This window comes from Aestuariivirga sp. (assembly GCF_044238155.1).
In the GTDB taxonomy this organism is placed as follows: domain Bacteria; phylum Pseudomonadota; class Alphaproteobacteria; order Rhizobiales; family Aestuariivirgaceae; genus Aestuariivirga.
In genome coordinates, this window is the sequence record NZ_JBIIDX010000028.1 from 1 (window position 1) to 24,366 (window position 24,366).

The following is a 24,366-nucleotide window of genomic DNA, read 5'->3' on the forward strand; positions in this document are numbered from 1 at the left end:
GGGCGAACGCGCCGCCGTCGAAGCGCTCGACCTTGCGGCTTTTCCTGTTGCCTGGGAGGAACATCCGCATGTGCTCACCATTGCCGCAGCGCTGGATGGTAGTGCGCCGCAACTGCACGGCAACCGGCCCGGAAATATCCTCGTCAAGGGCCGGGTGTCGCGCGGCGATGTGGAGCAGGGTTTCGCCGCCGCCGCCGTGATGGTGGAAGGGGCCTTTGAAACCTCCTTCGTCGAACACGCCTATATCGAACCTGAAGCAGGCTGGGCGCGGCGGGTTGGTGATCGCATCGAGATCACCGCTTCGACGCAATCGCCCTACATGGACCGCGATGACACGGCGGCCATCATGGGACTGCCGCCGGAGAGCATCCGCATCATTCCGTCTGCCTGCGGCGGCGGCTTCGGCTCCAAGCTCGATCTCTCGGTGCAGCCCTATGTGGCGCTCGCCGCCTGGCTCATCGGGCGGCCAGCCGCCATGGTCTACTCGCGGCCTGAATCGATTCAGTCGACCACCAAGCGCCACCCGGCGATCATGCGCTCGCGCATGGCAGCGACGGCGGAGGGCGATCTGCTGGCCATGGATTTCGAGTCTGACTTCAATACCGGCGCCTACGCCTCCTGGGGTCCAACGGTGGCCAACCGTGTGCCGGTTCATGCGTCCGGTCCTTATGTGGTGCAGAACTATCGCGCCCGAACCCGCGCCGTTCTCACCCATTGCGTGCCAGCGGGTGCCTTCCGCGGTTTCGGCGTGCCGCAGACGGTGATCGCGCAGGAACAGATGCTCGACATGCTGGCGGAAAAGCTGGGCTTCGACGCGCTGGAATTCCGCATCCGCAATGCGCTCACCGATACCACGCCCACCGTCACCGGCCAGGTGATGGGCGATGGCGTTGGCATCCGCGACTGCCTTGAAGCTCTTCGGCCGCAGTGGCAGGCCTTGCGCAAGGCCGCCGAAGCCTTCAATGCCACCTCCAGCAGACTGAGACGCGGGGTCGGCGTTGCCGGCATGTTCTATGGCTGCGGCAATACCTCGCTTCCCAACCCCTCGACCATCCGTTTGGGCGTCAAGCCGGATGGCCGGCTGGCACTGCATCAGGGGGCGGTCGACATCGGCCAGGGCTCCAACACGGTGATCGCGCAGATCGCCGCCGATGCCGTGGGCCTGCCGCTGACGCTGATCGATCTCATATCGCCGGATACCGATCTCACGCCCGATTGCGGCAAGACCTCCGCCTCGCGCCAGACGTTCGTCACCGGCAAGGCGGCCGAGCGTGCGGGACAAGCGCTGCGCCGCCAGCTGCTGCGCCTCGCCAATGCCGGGGAGGGCGCGCGGCTTGAGCTTTCGGGCGGAATGCTTCGTGTTGATGACGGTGGGGTTGTCCGCGCCGTCGATCTCGCCGCATTGCCGCCGGGGCCTCATGATTATGTTCTGTGTGCGGAGGAAACCTTTGATCCGCCCACCGCGCCGCTCGATGCGAATGGCCAGGGCATCCCCTATGCGGTCTATGGCTATGGCGCGCACCTCGCGCATGTCGAGGTCGATACACGCCTCGGCCTGGTGAAGGTGCTGGGCATCGTCGCGGCGCATGATGTGGGCCGCGCCATCAACCCGGTTCTGGTCGAAGGCCAGATCGAGGGCGGTGTTGCCCAGGGAATCGGTATGGCGCTGATGGAGGAGTTCACGCCGGGCCGCGGCGAGAACCTGCATGACTATCTGATCCCCACCATCGGCGATGTGCCGCCGATCCAGTCCATTCTGGTGGAGCGCGCGTCATCGGTGGGGCCGTTCGGGGCCAAGGGCATCGGCGAGCAGGCGCTCATTCCCACCGCGCCCGCCATCCTCAACGCCATCCATCACGCCACCGGCGCAAGGCTCACCCGCACGCCTGCCACGCCCGAACGCGTGCTGGCCGCCATCCGGGCCGCGCGACCGGAGCCTCGGGCAATGAAGTGAACTTGCTGTTCTGTCCGTCATGGCCCTTATGTCTTCTCCCGCTCGCGGGAGAAGAAGGGACCCGTTGCGGAACGCAACGGGGAGATGAGGGGAAACTATTCCTTACGCCTGTCCGTGCCCTCACCTCCCTCAACTTCGTTGGGGCCCCTTCCTCTCCCGCTTCGCGGGAGAGGACAAGAGCGGGCGCGTTCAGTTCACAGCGGGTTGCTCTGGCATGAGCCGCATGCAGGCCGGACTGCTTCCCGATGGGCGCAGGCTGCACCTTCATGATGGCCCGATCGATCTGATCATCGGGGCCGATGGCGAAGCCGAAGCCGTGGCGCGCGCTTACGATGCTGCGGAGCGGCGCTTCGCGACGGTGCTCGATGAATTATGTGGTGAGCTTCCGCTGCTTAGGCGTGAAAGCGATAGGGAGCCCTCGGGCATAGTCGCGCGGCGCATGTGGGCGGCGACACTGCCTTTCGCGGCGGAGGTGTTCATCACCCCAATGGCGGCGGTGGCCGGCTCGGTGGCCGAGGAGGTTTTGGCGGCCATGTGTGCGGCAGCGCCTCTTGACCGTGCCTTCGTCAACAATGGCGGCGATATCGCCATCCATCTGGCCTCTGGCATGACCTATGACATCGGCCTTGTCAGCCGTCCGGATCAGCCGGCGCTGTTCGCAACGGCCCAGCTGCTTGCCGAAGACCCGGTGCGCGGTATCGCCACCAGCGGCTGGCGGGGGCGGTCGTTTTCGCTCGGCATCGCCGATGCCGTCACCGTGCTGGCGGCGCGGGCCAGCCTGGCCGATGCGGCGGCGACGCTGATCGCCAATGCAGTCGATCTGCCGGGTCATCCGGCGGTCACCAGGGTTGCGGCGCGTGACATTCAGCCGGACAACGACCTTGGGGCGAGGCCGGTTACCCGCGGCGTCGGATCCTTGCAGCCGAATGAAATTGCCGCCGCCCTCGCCGCTGGTGTAGCCTTCGCGGAGAGGCTGATGGCCGAGGGCCACATCGTTGCCGCGGCGCTGCATCTGGCGGGAGAGACGCGCATGGTCGGTCAGGGTCTGGGGAGGGGTGATGCCGGACGTCAAGGTGAGGAAGTTTCTCGTATCGGTGGAGGAAATCCATCATGAGGGCGGGCCTGTTTCGGCGGCGCCGCCGCGCCGGGGCGCGGTGCTGGCGGTGATCGAAAACCCCTATGCGGGCGCCTATCATGCGGACATCCAGCCGTTCATGGATGATCTAAAGCCGCTGGGCCTCCTGATGGCGCAGAAGCTGCTGGCGGCTCTGGGCGGCGACCCGACGGCCATCGAAGGCTATGGCAAGGGCGCGATTGTCGGCGAAGCAGGGGAGCTTGAGCATGCCGCACTCTGGCATGCGCCGGGCGGCTATGCGATGCGCGACGTGCTGGGCGGCGCCAAGGCCATCGTGCCGTCAACCAAGAAGGTGGGCGGACCCGGTACACGGCTCGATATTCCGGTGACCCATGTCAACGCTTCCTATGTGCGCAGCCATTTTGACGCCATCGAGGTGGGCATCCCTGATGCGCCGAAGGCGAATGAAATTGTGGTAGCGCTGGTGATGACGACGGGTGCCAGGGTGCATGCCCGCGCTGGCGGGCTCGCCGCCAGGGACATCAAGGGAGAGGACGGACTGAGATGAAGGCGAAGATCCGCAAACTCATGACGGTGGTTGACGAAACGCTGAACGAGCAGGGGCGGGACGTGTCTCCGCCGGTTCGCCGCGCGGCGGCGATTGCGGTCATCGCCAATCCTTTTGCTGGAACCTATCAGGAAGACCTGTCGGAGCTGATCGAGGTCGGCGAGGAGCTGGGCGGCCTTCTGGCCGAACGCGCCGTCGCCGCGCTGGCCATTCCGGGTGACAAGGTCGAGAGCTACGGCAAGGCGGCCGCGGTGGGCGAGAATGGCGAGCTCGAACATGCCGCCGCCATTCTGCACCCGAAGCTGGGCGCACCCTTCCGCAATGTGCTGGGCAAGGGCGCGGCGCTGATCCCGTCCTCCAAGAAGCGCGGCGGCTTGGGCGTGGTGCTCGACATTCCGCTGGGCCACAAGGACGCAGCCTTCGTGCGGAGCCATTTCGACGGCATGGAGGTGCGCGTCACCGATGCGCCGCGCGCCAATGAGATCGTGGTCGCCGTTGCGGTGACCACGGGCGGGCGGCCCCTGCCACGCGTCGGCGGCCTCAAGGTTTCGGAAATCAAGGGCGAGGACGGGCTCAGGTGATTGCGCTGCTACCGAACCCCAGGGGCCGGCGCCTGTCGCGCCTTGGCGGCGTTTGATGGTTCGGCCGGGCCAGATTTCTTACGAGGCCTTGCCGAGTGAGCGATGTTCTCGCCGTAGCCAACGACTCTCCTGAAGGACTGTACGCACCAAGATGCACACTCGGCCAGAGCTCTGTGCAATTGGAGCGGAAGAGCTGGCCTGTTTCGTCCTGAGTTTGGCTCCGGGGCGCAATGCTCCGTCAGCGAGCGAGAGCACTGTCGTAGTGATCATCTTCTGCTGAAGCCTGTGATCCGCCGGATGAACGAATGGCGTCATTGTGCCCAAATTTTTCATTTTGGCAGGAACCAATTGACATTTTGAAATCGTAATTGACGTAGGGAAAGAAACCAGCAGCGGAGGGACGATGAATATCCAATACTCTGAAGCCGGTCTTGCGAAAGAAACGTCACCCTCTTTCATGAATAGAGTGGGCGTTGATCGTGCTTTCAATCCGACGGACTGGCAACGCATTCTTTTTAGGGAGTTCGAAGCCAATTTGCTCAGCGAAACACGTAGCTTCCCTTGCATATTCGGAGTGGCCGGTTTTCGGGCAGATCAGTTGCGCTATTCGTTCCTCGACCCGCTGAATGCACGCAATGTAGCTGCAGTTCTTGGGCCATATCTCTCAGAAAGCCGGGGGTTTGGCCCCAATACCTCGCTCGTCATATTCAGTCGGCCGGGACAGGTCGAGCCGCTTGAAGCTTACGAACGAAGGTTTTGGCGACTCCTGTGTGATCTCGCGGTGGAAGATCATCGACCGTGGCCAATTGCGATACCAGAGGAGTTGGATAACCCGCGTTGGGAATTCTGTTTCGCCGGAGAACCCATATTTGTTGTTTGCAATACGCCAGCGCATGTTAGCCGTCAGAGTCGTAGGGCGTCGAGTTTCATGATCACTTTTCAGCCGCGATGGGTCTTCGACAGCATCCTGGACAATGAAGTATCCGCCGAACGCGCATTTCGCAAGGTACGTGATCGGTTACGCCGGTATGACTTCCTTGCGCCATCGCCTGCACTGGGACGTTATGGCGACTCAGGTAATCGGGAGTTTGCTCAATATTTTCTCCGTGACGTGAATGAGGCCGTGGATTGTCCATTTCATAGACTGGGAGTCGAAAGGAGCAAGTGACAATGGTTGCCATCTATCGTGCAAAGCTGAGTCCATCCGACATAAGATCAATTGTCCTGAAGTCGTTGCCTGAACAGGGGTGCGTCGAAATTCAGCGTGACATGCCTGGCAAAGAGCATTCCTGGCACCAGCACGCAACCAATGAGACAATCGTAGTCCTTCATGGATCACTTCGCTTCTACTGGGATGAAGGCGCTGCCGAGTGTGGCCCGGGTGATGCGATCTCGCTGCCTGCCGGTACGCGTCACGGGTCGGTAGCGCTGGACGATGGTGCGACTTACATGATCGCCTTCCGTGACGTTGGGAAAGAGCTAAGTCTATGGTTCGGTCAGGACCCGCAAGGGACCAGATAGCTGTATAACAGGAACGAGCAAATGACTGGCCAGCCCGCATCCTCACTGACCAAATCTCTGGGTGTTTTCCGCGGTGCTTCGCTGCTCTTGAACATCGTCATAGGCGCTGGTCTGCTCACATTGCCGGGCCTTGCCATCAAGATGGTTGGTGAAAACGCCTTCGCAGCCTGGGCTATTTGCGCAGTTGCCGCGATCCCGCTTCTGGCGGTCTTTATCATTCTTGGATGCCGTTATCCGGACGCTGGCGGCATTGCGGCATATGCGCGCCGCGCATTTGGCTCCTTTGGGGCACGCGTTTCCGCGCTCCTGCTGTTGGGCGCTGTCGTCTTTGGCCTTCCGTCTATCGCACTGACCGGCGGCCACTACTTGGCAAGCCAGCTCGGTGGAAATGCCCACGTCTATGCCTTGGTGATATTGATGGCTGCCGTGCTGCCCAACCTGCTGCCCGGAGAAGGAGCATCAAAGGCAATGGCGTGGATCGCATCGTCGGTACTTGCTGTGATCGTTTTGTTCCTCATAGCCGGATGGGCGGGTTTGAAGCCAGGTCATGCTATGGGCCACGTGCCGGTCGTTTCGGCTGCGTACGTGGGGTTCGTGCTTTCTCCTTTCATGATGCTCTTCTTCGCGTTCACGGGCTGGGAGGTTGGAGCAGGCGTCGCTGAAGAATTCCGCAATCCTAGCAGAGATTATCCTCTCGCCATGGTGTCATCATTTGTGATGGCCGCAGCGCTCTACCTCGCCATAGCCTATGTTGCGCAGAACTCCGATTTGTCTGGCCTTTACGAAGCCCCGTTCGTCGCCATCGTCAAACCCTTTCTTGGAAACGGCGGTGCTGCCGCCGTCGCCGCCGCCGCGGCGCTTCTGGTCTTCGCCAATCTCTCGGGCGCCGTCTGGGGCGTGTCCCGTTTGATCTTTAGTCTCGGACGAGATGGTGGCCTCCCGCGCGTCCTCGCGGCAGCCAGTGGGGGCCGTCCTGTGGCAGCAGTGATCTGTACGGTCGTGGCTCTCATCGTCGTTCTGATCGCGGACGGCGTGGTTGGACTTGGTCTTGAAACAATGATCGCGCTTGCGGGTCAGAACTTCCTTATTCTTTACGCTGTTGCTGCGGCAGCCCTGACTTTGCTCGCGCGCTCATGGTTTGAGAGGGCGCTTGGCATCCTGGTGATACTTATTGTTGTCGGATTGCTTGTTATCCAGGGGCAAATGACGATTTACCCGATAGGTCTTTTGGTAGCGGCTGCTGCTGTCGAATTGATGAACAATGGGATGCACGGCAGAAGGCCAGTCTCTCCAAGATAGAACGAAGTCCCTAGGCGGGCCCACTCATGCTGCCAGCCCAGTCACGCAGGATCGCCAGAGTTTGCATGCTCTTGATGGCGGGGTGGCGGGAGAGCTTCTCGCGTATGCGCTCGATTTCGGCGTTCGACGAAGCGCTGACCAGCACGATCATGTCAAGGTCGCCGGATATAGACCAACATCCGATAAGCTCCGGCCAACCCTTAATCGAGGCGTGGACTGATCTGCAGACTGGGCGTTTCAGCCGAATGAGAAAGAAAGCGCTACCGCAGTCTCTGTCAACCTTGTCTTCACTGCCGATATCTATGGTAAACCGCTTGATGATGCCTCTGTCCCGCATGAGATCAATGCGGTTCTTCACCGATGTGCGAGAGATGCCTGTTATGGCGGCAAGTTCTGAAATTGTACGCCAGCTGTCTTGCTTCAACAGGCCAAGAAGCGTTCGGTCAGCCTGGGTTATTCGATGGGCAGTTTTGACGCGTTTCTCGTCTGCTTCCATTATCCGTCAGTCCTGCAATGAGCCATGAACCAGACCCGTCTCGCACAATAGACGGCCGGCCCCAGCAGCCAAGTTCATAAACTACGATTTCGTCGCCGTCATGCCGCGGCGCTGAGCAGCCTTCGGTTGGCGGTCAGGTTCTGGAACATGGTGCGGCTCAGGCGCTCGATCTTCGGCATCTGGGGCCTCGACTGGGCGCGGACGCGCTCATAGGCATCTGGACCGAGGGCGTCTTCCAGCCAGGAGATATATTGCGGTATGTGGGCCCAACGCTCGATCAGCGCCGGGGTCAGTTCACCATGGAACTGGGTGGCGAGGATCTCGCGGCCAACCGACATGATCTGTACATGGCTCACCGGGGACGAGGCCAGCACTTCCGCACCCGCCGGCAGCTTCGTCACTTCGGCGTGGTGCCACTGCATCATCTTGAAGGCGGTGGGAAGCCCGCGCATCATCGGGTGGCTCGCGCCCAGAGCATTGAGTTCGACCTTGCCGAAACCCACTTCCGGCGCCCGCCCCAGCCCGACCTCGCCGCCCAGCGCCTTGGCGAGCAGCTGCAGGCCGAGGCAAACCCCCATGAACGGCCGGTTGCGGTTCACCGTCCACTCGCTGATCGCCGCCACCTCATGCGCCAGCCATGGGTGGGCATCGGTTTCCCATACATCCATGGCTCCGCCCATCACCAGCAGAAAATCATAAGGGGCGAGCGAGGGTATCGCTTCACCCCTGTGCAGCATGACCACGTCGAGTGCCACCCCCGCCTCGGCGAGGAAGCGGCCAAACAGGCCGGGAGGTTCGTCATCCATGTGCTGGAAAGCAAGAGCGCGTCTGATCATCGATGAGCCCCGGTGAAATTCACGACGCACTTACTTTATTCTGCGCGAATCACAAGACCCGATTTTGATCCGCATTGCTTTGTCAGGCAATTGCGAACACAGTGGCGTGGCCATGACACCGGCGCGAATCCTCTTCACGGCGCTGCTCCCCTTCGCCGCTGGCTATTTGATGTCCTATCTGCTGCGCGCGGTGAATGCCGTGGTCGCCCCCGACCTGGTGCGCGACTTTGGGCTGTCGCCAGGCGAGCTCGGGTTGCTTACGGCGGCCTATCTCGCAGCCTTCGCGCTGTTCCAACTGCCGCTTGGTGTCCTGCTTGACCGCTATGGACCGCGAAAGGTGCAGGCGGGGCTTCTCGGCATCGCGGCGCTTGGCTGCTTCGGTTTTGCCCTGGCGCCGGACTTCCTCGGGCTGTTCGCGGCGCGCGCGGTGATCGGATTGGGCTTCTCGGCCGGGTTGATGGCGAGCTACAAGTCCTCCGCCACGTGGGTGCCGCTGGAGCGCCGCTCGCTGGCCAACACGGCCATCATGTCGGCAGGTGCGCTCGGTGTGGTCGTTGCCACGGAACCCACCGAATATCTCGTGGCCCTCATCGGCTGGCGGCAGGCCTTTCTGGTCTTCGGCGTGGTGATCCTGCTGGCCGCGCTGCTGATCCTTGCAGCGGCGCCGCGGCGTGACACCAACACCGCGCCAGCGCCACTGCGGCTGCAAGTTCTCCAGATGCTGGCGATCCTGAAGACGCCGCTGTTCTGGCGTATCGCGCCGTTGCTGGGCCTGACCTCGGGCGTGCAGATCGGCATCCAGACGTTGTGGGCAGGCCCCTGGCTGCGCGACGTGACGGGCTTTTCGCGCGAGGAGGTGGCGCGCCATCTGCTCTACATGGCCGTCGCCTTCATGATCGGCATTCTCTCGGTGGGCGTCATCGCAGACAGGCTCGGACGGCGCGGCATCGGCCCCCTGCAGGTGATGCTGGGCTTCAACCTGCTCTATTTCATTGCACAGGCCGTCATCGTGCTGAGGCTCGAGCAGGTGATGTTTCCGGCGTGGCTGGTGGTGGCAGCCTTCGGGCAGGTGGCGGTTCTGGCCTTCCCGTGGTTTGCGGCCCGCATTGGCAGAGAGCTTGCCGGCCGTGCCAATGCCACGCTCAACTTCGCCTTGTTTCTATGTGCCTTTCTGTCGCAATATCTGGTGGGGTTCATCATCGGCCTGTTTCCCGCAACCTCTCGCGGTTACAGCCCAGAGGGGTACAGCTGGGCGCTTGGCCTGTGTCTTGCCGCACAGCTTCTGGCATTTCTGTGGTATTGGGCATCGCCACCACACAGGGAGAAGGCGCCGCCATGAGCAATCCGATGATCGCCGAAGTCACGCGTGGCAGCATCGTGGAAAGCCGTCACACAGGGTCCTATGCCGTGGTCAATGGCGAAGGCCAGGTCGTGGCAGCCGAGGGCGATGTCGCCGCCGCCATCTATCCCCGTTCAGCCGTGAAGGCCTTTCAGTGCCTTCCCCTGATCGAGAGCGGCGCAGCCGACCGCTTCGGCTTCACTCAGGAGGAGATCGCGCTCTGCTGTTCTTCGCACAATGGTGAAGCTTCTCACGTACGCGTGGCACAGTCGCTCCTCGCAAAGGCTGGCAATGCCGAGCCGCTCTATGAGTGTGGCGCCCACTGGCCGTTGCACGAAGCTACGCGGCTGGAGTTGATCAGGGGTGGTGGCACTTCTCTGTCCGTCCACAACAACTGCTCGGGCAAGCATGCCGGCATGCTTGCGCTGGCCCGCCACCTTGGCGCTGATCCGCATGGCTATGCCGATCCGGCGCATCCGGTGCAGCGCCTGATCGCGCGCCGCATGGGAGAGATATGCAGCGTTGACCTTGACGGGCAACCCGTGGGCATTGACGGCTGCTCGGTTCCCACTTGGGCCATTCCGCTGCAAAACCTGGCACTTGGTTTCGCTCGCTTCTCGGATGCGGACAATACTGCCGCGCGCCGTATCATTGAAGCCGTGCGCGCCCATCCCTTCATGGTTGCCGGCTCGGGAGACTTCGACACGCTCCTCATGGAGGCGGTCCCGCGCGTCTTCGTCAAGACCGGGGCAGAGGGGGTCTACTGCGCCGCCATTCCGCACGCCGGCCTCGGCCTTGCCCTCAAGATCGACGATGGCGCATCGCGCGCCGCCGAGGTCGGCATCGCCTCGGTCCTTGCCGGACTGGATGTCTGGACCCCGGAGGAACGCGCCCAGCTCGCGCGCTTCAGTCACCATGGTCTCGTCAACTGGCGGAAGATAGAGGTGGGTGAGGTAAGAGGCGTCCTGCTCTAGAACGGTGCTTTCGCCCCTTTCAGCTATCCTGCCGCCTTCTGGGCGTAGCCCAGCTTCAAGTTCAGGCGGTCGAGCAGCTCCAGGGCGGCGTCAGGGATCACTGTTCCGGGGGGAAAGACAGCGGCAGCCCCCATGTCCAGAAGCCTCTGCACGTCTTCCGGAGGAATAACGCCCCCGACGACGATCATGATCTCGGACCGCCCGGCCTCATCGAGCGCAGCCTTGAGCAGTGGCACCAGCGTGAGATGGCCTGCAGTCAGGGTCGAGACGCCTACTGCATGCACGCCTTGCGCCACGGCCTGCCGTGCCACCTCCTCGGGGGTGGCAAAGAGCGGCCCGATGGTGACATCGAAGCCCATGTCTGTGAAAGCCGAGGCAATCACCTTCTGGCCACGATCGTGTCCGTCCTGTCCAACTTTTGCGACGAGGATCTTTGGTGCCTGGCCATCGGCCTCACGGAAGGCGGCGATGGCATGCTTCACGCGCTCGATCTTGTGCTGATCCTTAGGCGTGGCGGCATAGATGCCCCTCACGGCCCGGATTGCCGGCGTATGACGGTTGAACACACGCTCAAGCGCCAGAGAGATTTCGCCCACCGTGGCCTTGGCGCGTGCGGCGTCAACTGCGGCGGCCAGCAGGTTGCCCTCGCCGGACTGCGCCACGGCCGTCAGCCTTGCCAGCGTGGCCTGTGTCTCGGTCTCGTTGCGCTCTGCTCTGAGGCGCTTCAGTTTTTCGATCTGCTGGGCGCGCACGGCCGAATTGTCTACCTTCAGAATGTCGATCACCGCATCGCCTGCCACCTGATACCTGTTGACGCCGATCACTGCCTGCTCTCCGGAATCGATGCGCGCCTGGGTGCGTGCCGCGGCCTCCTCGATCCGCGCCTTGGGTATTCCGGCCTCGATCGCCTTGGCCATGCCGCCCATCGCCTCGATTTCCCCGATATGGGCCCAGGCCTTGGCGGCGAGATCGGCGGTGAGGCGCTCTACAAAATAGCTGCCCCCCCAGGGATCGATGACGTTGCAGGTGCCGGCCTCCTGCTGCAGGAACAGCTGAGTGTTGCGCGCAATGCGCGCCGAGAAATCGGTGGGCAGTGCGAGAGCCTCGTCGAGCGAATTGGTGTGCAGCGACTGTGTGCCGCCCTGGGTGGCCGCCATGGCCTCGATGCATGTGCGGGTCACGTTGTTGAACACGTCCTGGGCAGCAAGACTCCAGCCTGACGTCTGGCAATGGGTACGAAGCGACAGCGAACGCTCGTCGGCCGGTTTGAATTGCTTGATGAGTTTGGCCCAGATCATCCGGGCCGCGCGCATCTTGGCGACCTCCATGAAGAAGTTCATGCCGATCGCCCAGAAGAAGGACAGTCGCGGCGCGAACTGGTCGATTGCCAGTCCGGCTTCCACACCGGCACGCACATATTCAAGTCCGTCGGCCAGCGTGTAGGCGAGTTCGAGGTCGGCGGTCGCACCGGCTTCCTGCATGTGATAGCCGGAGATCGAGATCGAATTGAACTTCGGCATATGGGCCGATGTGTATCGGAAGATGTCGGACACGATGCGCATCGATGCATTGGGTGGATAGATGAAGGTATTGCGGACCATGAACTCCTTCAGAATGTCGTTCTGGATGGTCCCGGCAAGCTTCTCAGGCGGCACGCCCTGCTCTTCGCCAGCCACGATGAAGAGCGCCATCACCGGCAGAACTGCGCCGTTCATGGTCATCGACACCGTCATCTTGTCGAGTGGAATGCCCTCGAACAGCGTGCGCATGTCATAGATCGAGTCGATTGCCACGCCCGCCATGCCCACGTCACCGGCCACCCTTGGATGATCGGAGTCGTAGCCACGGTGAGTGGCGAGATCGAAGGCGATGGACAGTCCCATCTGCCCGGCTGCGAGGTTGCGCCGGTAGAAGGCGTTCGACTCCTCCGCGGTGGAGAAACCTGCATACTGCCGGATCGTCCAGGGCTGGGTGGTGTACATGGTGGGATAGGGGCCGCGCAAAAACGGTGGCAGTCCGGGCCAGGTGGTCAGAAAGTCGATGCCTGCCATGTCCTCGGGCCGGTAGGCCCCCTTCACCCGTATGCCCTCAGGCGTCGTCCAGTCATGACCGGGCAGTCCCTCGACCGGTGAGGCCACGAAGGGAATGCCGGTAAAGTCTGGAATCCGCCTCATGGTGCCGCCTCGATCTCTGCGGCATATTCCTGCTTCAGCTGATAGGCCGTGGTGCCAATCACCGGCAGGCCATGCGGGGACGCGCGATCTGGCGCTGGCCAGTTTCCGGATTCGGCATTCCGGAATACGGTCCACGCCGCCTGGCACAGGCTTTGGGTATAGGTTTCGACATAGCCGGCCCCGGAGGCCGGGTCGGCAACCCGCCACAGGTTGGCTTCCTCCAGCAGCACACTTTGCAGGTTCCGCGCCACTCGCCGTGCAAAGGCATTGGGCAGGCCCTGGGCAAGAGAGAAGGGCAGCACGGTGATCGAGTCAGCTCCGCCAAGCCCCGCGCCGAATACTGCCGCCGTCGCACGCAGGATGTTGGTGTGCGGGTCGAGCTTTGCCATCATCCTCCAGGATGTTTCGGCATGCAGCCTGAGGGGTGCATCAGGAAGGCCGGCCGCATCCAGCACCCGGGCCCAGAGCAGCCGCGCGGCTCGGAACTTGGCCAGCGTCGCGAACATGTCCTGGTGCGCTGCCAGCGTCATGCCCACTGCGCGCACCAGATGCATGTCGTTCAGCGTATCAAGGCGGCGCAAGGTTGCGACGGCGGTGGCAAGGGTTGCGCCCAGCTCCTGGGCATCGCTGGCGCCTTGCTCATGGAAGCTGCGGCCGTCTGCCTCCATGTAGGGCCCGGTATAGCCGAGACGGGCAAGTTCGGCGGCATCGGCGGGCTCGGTTGCGGCGAAACTGATGTTAAGGCGCTCAGGGTCGATTGGCTGATCGGCGATCAATGTCGCCAGGGCCATGGATGTTCCACCCTCAACCCTGAGCCACACCGCATGCAGGTGGACCCCCTGGAGGACGCGGGCAAGGCGCGCGGTATTGAGGCCAAATCCCCGGGCGCTGGCCGTGTCATCGCTAACCAGCACCAGTCCGGTTGCACCATTCTCGAGGTCTTCGAGGGCCTGGGCATTGGCGCGTACTGGATCAGGATGGTCTATCCGCTGGAAAAGTGTCCAGGCTGACTGCAGCGGCCTTGCGGCGCGCGCGGCCTGAAGCTGGCCATAGAGAGGCTGCAGCCGGATGGCCTCGGCCGTGTGGCGCACCAGTGTCGCGTCGAAAGACGCCCCCTTTAGAACGGCCTCCACGCGCTTGATCCAGTCGCCTTGGGTCAGGCCCGGAAATTCCCCGGCCAGCGTCAGCTCGCTCATGACTGTCCAATCTCTTGCAGTTGAAAAATTACTAGCGAATAGGCCGGCCTGCCGCAAACCACCCTTTGGATGGTCTGAAATGCCGGGTCCATCATGGGGTTCAATCAGAAATAGAAAATGAAGTGCCAGAACGCTGGACGATAACGGCTTCGGCGCGTATCGAGGTACGGTGTCGACGCTCCAGACCCTGATGCAGGACGTGGCAGGCTGTCATCCAACCGTCATATGCCGGGTCCACCAACCGATTATTTCAGAAAAGAGTCAGTCATGGCCGACAGTCGAAACCTTCATGGCAAGATCGAACTCCGACGCTCAATCACCACATCGGCGTTTACCATGATCGCTCTCGTCGCGGTCATCGGGCTGTTCTCGCTGTTTTCAATCTGGTCGATCGATCGGGCCTGGACGCGTGGCACATCCGAAACTGCCGAATTGCAGGATCTGTCGCGGGCCGCGCTCGATTCACAGGTAAACTTCAAGGTTCAAATCCAGGAATGGAAGAACATTCTGCTCCGCGGAGATGAGGGCGCCCTGCTTGAAAAGCATTTTGCCTCGTTTCGCAATCACGCCCAGCTGACTCGGGACGGCCTTGCAAAGGTTTCCAGCAGAGCTCTCAGGCTCAAGCTCACAACCTATGCCGAACAGGCTGACAGCCTGAGCCTTGACCATGCTGCCCTCACGGCGCGTTACGAGGCCGCTCTTGCCGAAGAGCGCGGTACGTCCAGAACCATCACCCCCGAGATGGCGAGCCTCATCGACAAGACGGTGCGGGGCGCTGACCGTGCCCTTGAAGCTGGCATTGGCAAATTGTCGCAAGACATCGCCGCGATTGCCGACGAGCGCAGAGCAGCCCTGTTCGTCAGCATGCAGGATCGCTATGCGAGCCTGCGCTGGTTCATCGTGGGCATCATCGGGCTGAGCCTCGCAATCACAGCCTATGTCCTTGCCAGCACGCTGCGGGCCACGCGGGGCTGACCGGTATGATGTCAGGCGCAGTTGCAGCCCTTGCCGGCCTTGGTTTTTTTCTTGCGGGCCTCCACATGCTGTCTGAGGCGGTCCGCGCCCTCACGGCGCGCCATGTTCGAACCGCCCTCCGGAGAATATCGAAACTTCCCCTGTCCGGCCCGGTCATGGGCATTCTGCTGGGGGCTGTCACGCAGAGCACGAGTGCGGCTGCCTTTGTCTGCATGGGTCTTCTCAACTCTCGGGCCATTACCTTTCCGGCTGCTCTTTCGATAACTGCCTGGACGGGTGTTGGCACGGCTGTTCTGGTGTTCCTCGCATCGATTGACCTGCGACTGGCAGCGTTTGGCGCCCTGGCCCTCGTTGCAATTTCCTATCTTGCCGCCGTCCACCGCCACGAAGCAGGCCGCCGCAGTGCCGAGGTCCTGATCGCGATTGGACTGACGCTGCTGGGCCTGGCGATGGTCAAGGAAACCGGACAGAACCTCCAGCAGAATGCATGGGCGCAGGAATTCTTCATCTTTTCATCCACATCGTGGATCTACGGTTTCCTGATTGGTCTGGTCATTACCCTCGTGATGCAGTCGTCCTCGACCGTGTCGATCATTGCCGTTGCGCTCGGTGCTGCGGGCCTGCTGCCGCTGCAGAGCGCCCTGGTGATTGTCTGCGGCTCGAATCTTGGTTCCGGCCTCAGCGTTGTGGTCGCCTCCTCTCACCTCACCGGCCTGCCGCGTCAACTCGCGGTGTGGCAAGCCATCGTCAAGGGGCTTGGATCCCTCGTCATTCTCATTCCGGTGATGATCGTTTCAGCGGCCGGACGTTTTCCCGATCCTGTTTCAACCGGCATGTCTGTTCCGCTGATCATTGCCTGCACCTATCTTGCGCTCAATGTCGCCGGCGCATCTCTGGCCACTCTGCTGCAGCGGCCGCTTCTGGGCTTTCTGAGCGGCATCGTCCCGTTCGACAGGGAAAAGCAGCAATATGAGCCTGAGTTCCTGATTGACGAGGCAGCAGAGGACCCCGAAACGGCCCTCATGCTTGCGCGGCGGGAATATGCCCGCCTCGTCGGACTCATGCCAGTCGCACTTGCGCCGCTCCGGCCTGAGGAGGAGGGCGGCGAGGTCACTCTCGACAACAAGCAGCGCCACCACCTCGCGTTGGACCTCGCCGCACAGATCGAGAGCTTCATCAGCCTTGCAGTCAAGAGCCATCCGCAGAATGCCGATGTCGGGGGACTTCTGCTTCTTCAGCGCTACAACGGGCAGCTGCAGTCGCTCATTGACACCCTGCACGGCTATGTCGACGAACTCGAGGGCCTGAAGGACCCCGCACCCCACGAGTTGGCGATGCAGAGGTCCATGACCGAGACGCTTCATTTTCTGCTCAGCCTCATGGCCGACCGAGCCAATGGCGAGCACGATGCCGAAACACTGGAGCGGCTCACCCGCGACCGCGGTGACATCATGACCCGTTTCCGGGGTGAGATCGTGAAGCATGACACGGTGTCGAATGCCAATCGGGAATCACTGTTTGTCGCGACTGGCCTGTTTGAGCGCATGATCTGGCTGGTCCGTGAAATCTCCGCTGATCAGGGTGGGCTTATGCCCGATGGATCAGCGCGTGTATGAGGCTGCTGGCACCGCTGTCCTGCCTTGCGCATGGCGGCGGCTTGCGTCATTGGTAATCAAGTGGAGGACATCTCGATGACCGTCAAAACCTTGAAGCTCGAAGGCCGTCTGGACACGCCCGCTGTGGCGAAAGTGGAAGTTGGGTTTGCTGCAAAGGCCGGCGCGCTGACTAAGAACGGCGACAAGGCGATCATAGACCTGCAGGATGTGATCTACATCTCGTCCATGGGCATTCGGCTTCTCGTCTCCACGATCAAGCAGTTTCGCCAGCGCGGCGTCGAATTCGTAACCGTGCGGCCCAGCGAGGCTGCGGCCAATGAAATTCTCGTTGTTGCCAATCTCACCGATCACCTGAACATGGTCGAGGACAAGGAAGCAGCGCACGCCCTCGTCAATCAATTCTGATGCTGGCCGGGAGGCCTGCCCGGTCCCGATCACTCTAATCGGCTGCGAGGGGCGCTACCCTGACCCCATCGGACAGTTGGTCTGAGGGGTGAAGGATCACCACGTCGCCCGCGCTCAACCCTTCCGTCACTTCGGCCACGTCGTCGTTGCGCCGGCCGATCTCGACCGTCTGCAGAACGGCCCGGCCCCCATCAAGCCGGTAGACAGTCCATGCTGCTCCCCGCCGGAACAGCGCTGCGATTGGCACGGATACCCTGTCCTTTCCGGTCCAGACCGCGACCCGAACGATGACGCGGAAGCCATCGCCCAGCTGCTTTGCCTGGTGAGGATCGAGAAGGTCGAGGATAACCGGCACGCGCTGTTCCTCGATCCCGAGCGCCGAGACCTTGGTGACGGCGGATGGCTCTATGCGGCGGACCTTGGCAGCAAGGGGCGGTCCTCCCCAATTGACGATCTCGGCCGCAGCCCCGGGATTGATCTCCACCGCATCGCGCGAAAGGATGTCGGCGGTTATCTCAAGGTCTGCCGGATCGCCGATTTCCATCAGCGGTGTTCCCGCCTGCACCACCTGTTCGCTCTCGGCCATGACCCGCAGGATTTTCCCTGTGACCGGAGCCTTGATTTCAGTGCAGCAGGGGCCTTCGGCGGTGCCGGTCTCAATCAGTGCGGCTTCGGCGCGCTCAAGTTCGCGCTCGCGCACCGCAAGTGCTGAGCGCGCGCTTGCCAGAATGGCCTCGGCGGTTTCGGCCTCCAGCCTTGCCTTGTCCCGCGCACTGTCGGATATCGTGCCCTTGGCCGCGAGGCGTTCGGCGCGCGAGAGTTCGGTCCTCAGGAAGGCTAGCCGCGCTTCCGCCTGCCTGACCTCCGCCTGTGCGAGGCCAACGCCTGCCTCAGCAGAGGCTGCCGCTGCCTCCGCCACGCGTTTGAGACGCGCATCAAGCAGGCCCGGCGCGGCCGGCCTGATGGCAGCCAGAACCGTCTCGTCCTTGACCACCGGATCGCCGGCATGCAGATCGATGCGCAGGGTCTGGCCGCCAATCGGAGCAGAGACCGTGAAGATTTCCCGGATACGACTCTTTCCTTCTTCCTCAACGGTGACCACGATGTCACGGTTTTCGATGACTGCGGTCTCGACCGGCAGTGGCCGTGGCCAGAAGGCCCAGGCGAGGCCCGCGATCACGGTGAGCAGGACGAGAAGCATCATCAGGCGGCGCAGCATGTCATTCCCTCGTCTTCAGCACTTCGATCATGTCCAGCCGGTCGATACGGCGGCGCACCACGAGGCCTGATATGGCCGCTGCCGCGAACACGATAAGACTCGCCCAGACGAAGACCTCGCGATTCACCACCAGTGGCACACGATAGAGGTCGGTACGGAAGCCATGCGCCATGCTCCAGGCAAACCCATAGCCCAGCAGCCAGCCAACCGGCTGTGCGATGATCGCCACCACTGCCAGTTCTCCCAACAGCAGGGCAGAGACCTCGCCCCGCGTGAAGCCGAGTACCCGGAGACTGGCCATTTCGCGTCCCTGCTCCGAAAGTGAGATGCGAGCGAAATTATACACCACGCCGAACGCGATGATGGTCGCAAGCGAGGCATAGACCGTGATCATGATGGAGATGTTCTGGGCCAGTGTCTCGCGGAACTTTGCGAGTGCAACATATCTGAGGGCGATGAAGCTTGCTGCCGGCATCTCCTTCAGCTGTGCAAACAGCTTGTCGCGGGTGAGCGCGTCAAGTGAAAGATAGGTTCCGGAGATGACCTGGTCCTCGCCCAGCATGCGGTTCATGGCGTCGAGATTCATGTAGGCGGTCAGCCCGATGAACCCGGTGATGATCGCCGAGACCGGCGCCTCGAGTGTCTGACGTCGCCCCTCCAGCACCTCGATGGTGACCGTGTCGCCCACTTTCAGCTCGAGCAGATCTGCCAGCGCGTCCGAGATGACGATCCCGTGGTCTGGAAGCGTCACGGGCCGGAGATCGCCATCCAGCACGCGTGACAGCTGGCCTTCGGCTGCATTGCCGATGAGGGAGACCCGCCGCTCGGCGGTGCCGTGAACGAGCTTGACGGCAACGGCGCGGAACGGCTCGGCCTGCATTACGCCCGGCAGCCTGCGGGCCTCATACAGCGCACCGATGCGCCGCACGTCGGTGAAGGTGATCGTTGCATCCTGCCGGTCGCTGCGCCGGAACGTGACGTCGATCATGTATTCGATCGACCCGAAGGACCAAAAAGATCCCACCAGGATGGCCACGGCCATCGCCATGCCCAGTACTCCGCTCAGAGTGCGGACTGGCCAATGGGTCAGATGGCGCACGACGATGACGCTTGACTGCCTGACGACGCGCGAGAGATCAGCCATGCCACCCAGGACCTTGCGGTAGCGCGGCGGGGCAGGCGGCGCCATGGCCACGGCGGGCGAGAGCCAGGCCACTTCCCGCACTGCCTTCACCGCCCCGAGGATTGCCGCGGCATAGGTCGCGCCAGCGGCGATGCCGTAGACTGCCGGATTACGGCTGAACACGAGAAACGGAAAGCTGAAGAATTCTGCGTAGAGCCTGGTCAGACCGGCGCCGAGCCAGCTCCCGGCCACGAAACCTATGGCAATGCCGCCTATGGCGATCAGCGTCACGAAGCCACCGTAGTGGCGCATCACGCTCAGCGATGAGTAGCCCATCGCCTTGAGCAGCCCGATCTGTTCGCGTTCAAGCGCGATGAGGCGGGAGAGCGTCATGTTCACCAGGAAGGCCGAGACCAGCAGAAAGATCGGCGGCAGGATGCGGCTCATCGTGCGAAGCTGGCGCAACTCGGCATCGAGGAAGGCGTGCGAAAGCTGGTCCTTGCGGGGATAGGCGCCACGCCCGCCATAGCGGGCCAGAAGCCGGTCCAGTGCCGTGATCACCTTTTCCGGATTGACGCCCCGGACCAGCCGCACCGCAGCCTGATTGAACGCGCCATCGAGATCGTAGGCCGGTGCCAGCAGGCTCTCCGGCATCCACACTATGCCAAAGCGACGGTCATCCGGCATGAGGGCGCCCGGGCCGAGGGCATAGATGAATTCGGGCGAGAGAGCAGTGCCGCTCAACCTGACGTCCCGCTGCCGGCCATTGATCAGGACACGCAGTGTACTGCCTTCGCTGAGGCCATGGGCGACAGCAAAACCAGCGCTTGCAACGGCCTCGTCCAAGCCGGGCTCGGGAAGCCGTCCTGACCGCAGGTGAAGCCGGTTGAGGGCTGCAACATGTGTCTCCGGCAGCGATACCAGCAGGACCGAGGCTGGCTCTGGCATGCCGGGAAGATCGGCGAGTGCGATTTTTTCAACCCTCGTCTCCGCGGCGGCCACGCCGTCGATTGCTGCCAGATCGGCCCTCAGGCTGTTAGGGGCGCGGGTCAGGCTCACGAAGATGTCGGCGAAACCGTTGGCATCGTAGTAGCGCTCCCGCGTCGTCGAGAGCGAATCGTAGGCGCCCACGCCGAGGATCAGCGTGGCCACGCCGGCCGCCATGACCAGCGCGATGGCCAGCGCCTGCGCCCACAGCCGCTTGAGGTCTCGCATCAGCTTGATATCGAGGGCGCGCATTACCAGCTCACCGCGCTTGCCGGCTTGCGGCTGGCATTTCGTGTTTCCGAGGCGATCATGCCATCGGCGAAGTGCACCACGCGGTCGGCGATATCGGCAATCGCCGCATTATGGGTGATGACGAGTGTGGTTGCGCCGGTCCTGGCGCTCACTGTGGTCAAGGCCTCCAGCACCTTCACCCCGGTTCTTGAATCGAGCGCGCCGGTTGGCTCGTCGCAGAGCAGCACGTCGGGCTGCTTGGCGATGGCGCGTGCGATTGCCACCCGCTGCTGCTCGCCGCCTGAGAGCTGGGCGGGGAAATGGTCCATTCGCTCCTCAAGGCCTACGAGCGCCAGGGCTTGGGCAGGATCCATCGGGTTGCGGGCAATCTCCGTCACCAGCTTCACGTTCTCGAAGGCGGTGAGGCTCGGCACCAGGTTGTAGAACTGGAAGATGAAGCCCACATGGTCGCGCCGGTAGCGGGTGAGACCCGCCTCGCTGGCATGGCCGAGGTCATGATCGAGAAACCAGGCCTCGCCCGAGGTTGCCCGGTCAAGTCCGCCGATGATGTTCAGAAAGGTCGATTTGCCCGAGCCGGATGGCCCCAGGATCACGATGAAGTCGCCGGCGCTCGCCTCGAAATCGACGCCACGCAACGCCTGCACCTCTACCTCGCCGGAACGGTAGATCTTTCTCAGGTCCTTGACACGGAAGACAGGCGGGGCGGGGTGGTCCATGCCTCATGTCCTTAATTGCATCGGCGCGGCCTTGAATTGACCCCCGTCAAGCCTCAGGCATAACCGGACAGGCCGGGAATTGAGCCCGCTACATCCTTGACGAGCTGTGGCCCCGCCTTTTCTCGGGCGTAGTCGAGCGTGGCCACGCCCAGCGACTTGATCTGGTCCATCGACAGGCCGACCGCCGTGAGTTTCGAGATTGCCGCCAACGGCCCGCCCATCATGCCGCCAGCCAGCATGCCAAGCAGCCCGCCGCCTCCGCGCCCCGCGCCATCGCCACCTTGCTGGCGGGCGAGTTCGGCGGCGCCCGGCAGCTTGTCGAAGAGCTCCTGCACCTTGTTCTGATTGCCCTGGGTCTGGATGAGGTTGAGCACGATCCCCAGTGCGCGTTCAGCCTTTTCCGCAGGCAGGCCAGTGGCGGCGGTGATCCGGCCGATCAGTTCCTGCATGCTGCCCATCTTCGTTCCCCGCATTGCGCTCCTGGCGCAGGTATAGCAAGAAAGCGATCTGGACGCGATCACAAAGCTGGAGCGGGCGGCATGCCGGATGGGATCTTCTTGGGTCAGAGCACCAAGCGCGAGGAGCTTATGCTTGCCATGGCGAACCGCCACGGGCTGATCACCGGCGCAACCGGCACCGGCAAGACAGTGAGCCTGCAGATTCTGGCCGAGGGTTTCAGCGCAGCTGGCGTTCCGGTTTTCGCGGCGGATGTGAAGGGTGACCTGTCCGGCATTGCCATGGCGGGCACACCGCAGGAGGTGCTTGCCGAGCGGGCCCGTCAGATGGGCTATGACGACTATCGCATGGTGGCAACTCCCACGATGTTCTGGGATGTCTTCGGCGAGCAGGGCCACCCCGTGCGGACCACAATCTCGGAGATGGGGCCTCTGATGCTGTCGCGGCTGATGGGCTTGTCGGACGCGCAGGAGGGGGCACTCAACATCGCCTTCCGGCTTGCCGACGAGGAGGGGCTCGCGCTTCTCGATCTCAAGGATCTGCGCGCCCTGCTGAAGGACCTGGGCCAGCGCGGCAAGACCCTGACCACCGAATATGGAAATCTCGCCCCCGCCACCATCGGCGCCATCCAGCGCCGCCTGGTGGTGCTTGAGGAGCAGGGCGGCGACCGGTTCTTCGGCGAGCCCGCCCTCGACATCCGCGACATCATGCGGACCGCAGCTGATGGCCGTGGCTACATGAATGTACTGGCCGCCGACAAGTTGATCAGTTCACCCCAGCTCTATGCCACGTTCCTGCTCTGGATGATGTCGGAGCTCTTCGAGGAACTGCCTGAAGTGGGCGATGCCGAAAAGCCGAAGCTGGTGTTCTTCTTCGACGAGGCACATCTGCTCTTTGCCGACGCGCCGCCTGCCCTCGTCCAGAAGATCGAGCAGACGGTCAAGCTGATCCGCTCCAAGGGCGTGGGCATCTATTTCGTGACGCAGAACCCGCTCGACATTCCAGAAACCGTACTGGCCCAGATGGGAAACCGGGTGCAGCATGCGCTCAGGGCCTATACCCCGCGCGAGCAGAAGGCGGTGCAGACGGCGGCCTCCACCTTCCGCCCAAATCCGGCATTCAAGACCGAGCAGGCCATCACCGAACTTGCCAAGGGCGAGGCGCTGGTTTCAGTGCTGGACGCGAAGGGCGTTCCGACCATGGTGGAGCGGACCATGATCCGCCCACCCTCCAGCCGGCTGGGCCCGGTCTTGCCTGAGGAGCGCCGCGCCCTCATCGCAGGCTCGCCTCTGCGCGGAACCTATGAAGACGTCCGGGACCGCGAGTCAGCCTATGAGATCCTGGCGCGGCGCGCCGCCGCTGCAGCCGAAAGCGAGACCGCGCCAGCTGTGCGTCCCGCAAGGTCGGTCCGGGCCTCGACGCGCGAGACGGCAAGCGAGCGTTTCGTGAAGAACCTCGCGAGTTCGGCTGGCCGCCAGATCGGCAACATGATCATCCGCGGCATCCTTGGCGGCCTGTCGCGGCGCTAGGGCAAGAACCGGCCTCATTGAGGCAGCGCCGTTCGGTCACAGCAGCCTGAGCAGAACATGCTCGAAAGCATCACGGCTGCCGAGGCTCAGATGATCTCGTCCTCATCGGCCAGCGCGGCTGCGCCTTCAGGATGACGGCGGATGCTGGCCAGCGGCTGCGCCCGCGCAATGTGAAATACCGCATCGCCACGATTGAGGATCGGCAGGTTGGTCCGGCCGACGATAATGCCGTCGCCTTCCGCAACGAGCGGTACGGAATGTGATCCCAGCGGGTCGGCGACGACTCCCACCACCTCGCGCTTGCCCACCCGGTCGCCAATACGCCGTGTGGTATGAAGTATGCCGCTTTCGGGCGAGCGGACCCACGCGCTCGTGTCCGAAAACACCGTTTCGCCGGCCGGCTTCGGAGGCGCCTCTGCCGTCATGCCGAGATGCGCCATTACGCGCAGCGAGCCCTTGACCGCCGCCTCGATTGCAACCTCGTCGAAACGCAGCGCCTCTCCGCCCTCGTAGAGCAGCACCTTGACGCCGGCCTCGGAAGCCGAAAGCCGCAGTGATTTCTCCCTGAGCTTGGAAATCAGGATGACGGGTGGCGCAAAGGCCTGGGCCATGCGCAGGAGGTCCGGCTCTCCGGGCGCCAGCCTGACCTGTGGCAGATTGGAGCGGTGCAGGGCAGCGGTGTGGAAGTCGATGCCGAACTGGCTCTTGAGCACCACTTCACGAAACAGAATGTCTGCCACCAGGCTTGCCAGCGAGCCGCGATCCGATCCGGGAAAGCAGCGGTTGAGGTCACGCCGGTCGGGCATGTAGCGGGTGTGGTTGAGAAAACCGAAACTGTTGACGATGGGCACTGCGAGCAGCGTACCCTTGAGGGTCATGAGCGCCGGATGATTGAGGATACGGCGGATGATCTCGACACCCTGGATCTCGTCGCCATGAATGGCGCCGGTGAGAAACATCACCGGCCCAGCCAGTTCGCCATGCACCACATGGACGGGAAGCGTCACATGGGTGTGGTTTGACAGCATGCTGACGGGAAGATCGATGGTGGCGCGCGTGCCGGCTGCGATGGTGG

General features: G+C 62.8%; 22 protein-coding genes. 13 read left to right on the forward strand and 9 right to left on the reverse strand.

Features of this window, described 5'->3' with window-relative positions; translation table 11 throughout:
- From ACILRN_RS04600 to ACILRN_RS04630, 7 genes are all read left to right on the forward strand, one after another.
- Positions 1–1,954 (forward strand): xanthine dehydrogenase family protein molybdopterin-binding subunit (locus tag ACILRN_RS04600; protein ID WP_395686001.1); only part of this gene is annotated, 1,954 nt, incomplete at its 5' end.
- Between the two features lie 214 nt (positions 1,955–2,168).
- On the forward strand, positions 2,169–3,068 hold the full coding sequence (locus ACILRN_RS04605; protein WP_395686002.1) for a UPF0280 family protein: 900 nt from the start codon (positions 2,169–2,171) through the stop codon (positions 3,066–3,068).
- Positions 3,013–3,597: an amino acid synthesis family protein gene (locus ACILRN_RS04610; protein ID WP_395686004.1), complete on the forward strand. Its 585-nt coding sequence runs from the start codon at positions 3,013–3,015 to the stop codon at positions 3,595–3,597. Before ACILRN_RS04605 ends, ACILRN_RS04610 begins: the two co-directional genes overlap by 56 nt.
- Positions 3,594–4,178 (forward strand): amino acid synthesis family protein, encoded by a 585-nt coding sequence (locus ACILRN_RS04615; RefSeq protein WP_395686006.1) that lies wholly within the window; start codon positions 3,594–3,596, stop codon positions 4,176–4,178. The genes ACILRN_RS04610 and ACILRN_RS04615 overlap by 4 nt, the downstream gene beginning before the upstream one ends.
- Positions 4,179–4,581: 403 nt before the next feature.
- Positions 4,582–5,346 carry a YqcI/YcgG family protein gene (locus ACILRN_RS04620; RefSeq protein ID WP_395686008.1) on the forward strand — a complete coding sequence of 255 codons (765 nt, stop codon included), beginning with the start codon at positions 4,582–4,584 and terminating at the stop codon, positions 5,344–5,346.
- Between the two features lie 2 nt (positions 5,347–5,348).
- Entirely contained in the window at positions 5,349–5,699 is a 351-nt protein-coding gene (locus tag ACILRN_RS04625; RefSeq protein WP_395686010.1) for a cupin domain-containing protein, read from the forward strand.
- Between the two features lie 21 nt (positions 5,700–5,720).
- Complete coding sequence (locus ACILRN_RS04630; RefSeq protein ID WP_395686012.1) at positions 5,721–6,998, forward strand: APC family permease; 1,278 nt, start codon at positions 5,721–5,723, stop codon at positions 6,996–6,998.
- A 10-nt stretch (positions 6,999–7,008) separates the two neighbouring features.
- On the opposite strand, the gene ACILRN_RS04635 is transcribed toward ACILRN_RS04630, so the two are convergent.
- Positions 7,009–7,494, reverse strand: a complete 486-nt coding sequence (locus tag ACILRN_RS04635) for an Lrp/AsnC family transcriptional regulator (RefSeq protein ID WP_395686014.1) — start codon at positions 7,492–7,494, stop codon at positions 7,009–7,011.
- 98 nt (positions 7,495–7,592) lie between these two features.
- On the reverse strand, positions 7,593–8,330 hold the full coding sequence (locus ACILRN_RS04640; RefSeq protein WP_395686015.1) for a type 1 glutamine amidotransferase: 738 nt from the start codon (positions 8,328–8,330) through the stop codon (positions 7,593–7,595).
- A 112-nt stretch (positions 8,331–8,442) separates the two neighbouring features.
- Between ACILRN_RS04640 and ACILRN_RS04645 the strand changes: the two genes are divergently transcribed.
- Together ACILRN_RS04645 and ACILRN_RS04650 are read left to right on the forward strand one after the other, a co-directional pair.
- Positions 8,443–9,669, forward strand: a complete 1,227-nt coding sequence (locus tag ACILRN_RS04645; protein ID WP_395686017.1) for an MFS transporter — start codon at positions 8,443–8,445, stop codon at positions 9,667–9,669.
- Positions 9,666–10,643, forward strand: coding sequence for an asparaginase (locus tag ACILRN_RS04650; protein WP_395686019.1), 978 nt, complete (start codon positions 9,666–9,668; stop codon positions 10,641–10,643). The genes ACILRN_RS04645 and ACILRN_RS04650 overlap by 4 nt, the downstream gene beginning before the upstream one ends.
- Before the next feature lie 23 nt (positions 10,644–10,666).
- Here the strand turns inward: ACILRN_RS04650 and scpA are convergent, their stop codons facing one another.
- Both scpA and ACILRN_RS04660 read right to left on the reverse strand, forming a co-directional pair.
- On the reverse strand, positions 10,667–12,817 hold the full coding sequence (gene scpA, locus ACILRN_RS04655; RefSeq protein WP_395686020.1) for a methylmalonyl-CoA mutase: 2,151 nt from the start codon (positions 12,815–12,817) through the stop codon (positions 10,667–10,669).
- Positions 12,814–14,013 (reverse strand): methylmalonyl-CoA mutase family protein, encoded by a 1,200-nt coding sequence (locus ACILRN_RS04660; protein ID WP_395686022.1) that lies wholly within the window; start codon positions 14,011–14,013, stop codon positions 12,814–12,816. Before ACILRN_RS04660 ends, scpA begins: the two co-directional genes overlap by 4 nt.
- Positions 14,014–14,280: 267 nt before the next feature.
- Between ACILRN_RS04660 and ACILRN_RS04665 the strand changes: the two genes are divergently transcribed.
- The 3 genes from ACILRN_RS04665 to ACILRN_RS04675 are packed head-to-tail and all read left to right on the forward strand — an operon-like array spanning position 14,281 to position 17,009.
- Complete coding sequence (locus ACILRN_RS04665; protein ID WP_395686024.1) at positions 14,281–14,988, forward strand: hypothetical protein; 708 nt, start codon at positions 14,281–14,283, stop codon at positions 14,986–14,988.
- A 5-nt stretch (positions 14,989–14,993) separates the two neighbouring features.
- A complete protein-coding gene (locus ACILRN_RS04670; RefSeq protein ID WP_395686026.1) occupies positions 14,994–16,604 on the forward strand; it encodes a Na/Pi symporter in 1,611 nt (536 codons plus the stop codon).
- A 30-nt stretch (positions 16,605–16,634) separates the two neighbouring features.
- A complete protein-coding gene (locus ACILRN_RS04675; protein WP_395686036.1) occupies positions 16,635–17,009 on the forward strand; it encodes an STAS domain-containing protein in 375 nt (124 codons plus the stop codon).
- A gap of 34 nt (positions 17,010–17,043) precedes the next feature.
- Here the strand turns inward: ACILRN_RS04675 and ACILRN_RS04680 are convergent, their stop codons facing one another.
- The 4 genes from ACILRN_RS04680 to ACILRN_RS04695 are packed head-to-tail and all read right to left on the reverse strand — an operon-like array spanning position 17,044 to position 21,779.
- Complete coding sequence (locus ACILRN_RS04680) at positions 17,044–18,228, reverse strand: efflux RND transporter periplasmic adaptor subunit (protein WP_395686028.1); 1,185 nt, start codon at positions 18,226–18,228, stop codon at positions 17,044–17,046.
- A gap of 1 nt (position 18,229) precedes the next feature.
- Entirely contained in the window at positions 18,230–20,590 is a 2,361-nt protein-coding gene (locus ACILRN_RS04685; protein WP_395686030.1) for an ABC transporter permease, read from the reverse strand.
- On the reverse strand, positions 20,590–21,306 hold the full coding sequence (locus ACILRN_RS04690) for an ABC transporter ATP-binding protein (RefSeq protein WP_395686031.1): 717 nt from the start codon (positions 21,304–21,306) through the stop codon (positions 20,590–20,592). Before ACILRN_RS04690 ends, ACILRN_RS04685 begins: the two co-directional genes overlap by 1 nt.
- A gap of 53 nt (positions 21,307–21,359) precedes the next feature.
- On the reverse strand, positions 21,360–21,779 hold the full coding sequence (locus tag ACILRN_RS04695) for a DUF2267 domain-containing protein (RefSeq protein WP_395686033.1): 420 nt from the start codon (positions 21,777–21,779) through the stop codon (positions 21,360–21,362).
- Positions 21,780–21,845: 66 nt separating this feature from the next.
- On the opposite strand from ACILRN_RS04695, the gene ACILRN_RS04700 reads away from it, so the two are divergent.
- The gene (locus tag ACILRN_RS04700; protein WP_395686034.1) at positions 21,846–23,291 is read left to right on the forward strand and encodes a helicase HerA-like domain-containing protein; all 1,446 of its coding nucleotides are present in this window, start codon (positions 21,846–21,848) and stop codon (positions 23,289–23,291) included.
- A gap of 86 nt (positions 23,292–23,377) precedes the next feature.
- Here the strand turns inward: ACILRN_RS04700 and ACILRN_RS04705 are convergent.
- The coding region (locus tag ACILRN_RS04705; protein ID WP_395686035.1) for a succinylglutamate desuccinylase/aspartoacylase family protein at positions 23,378–24,366 on the reverse strand (989 nt) is incomplete at its 5' end.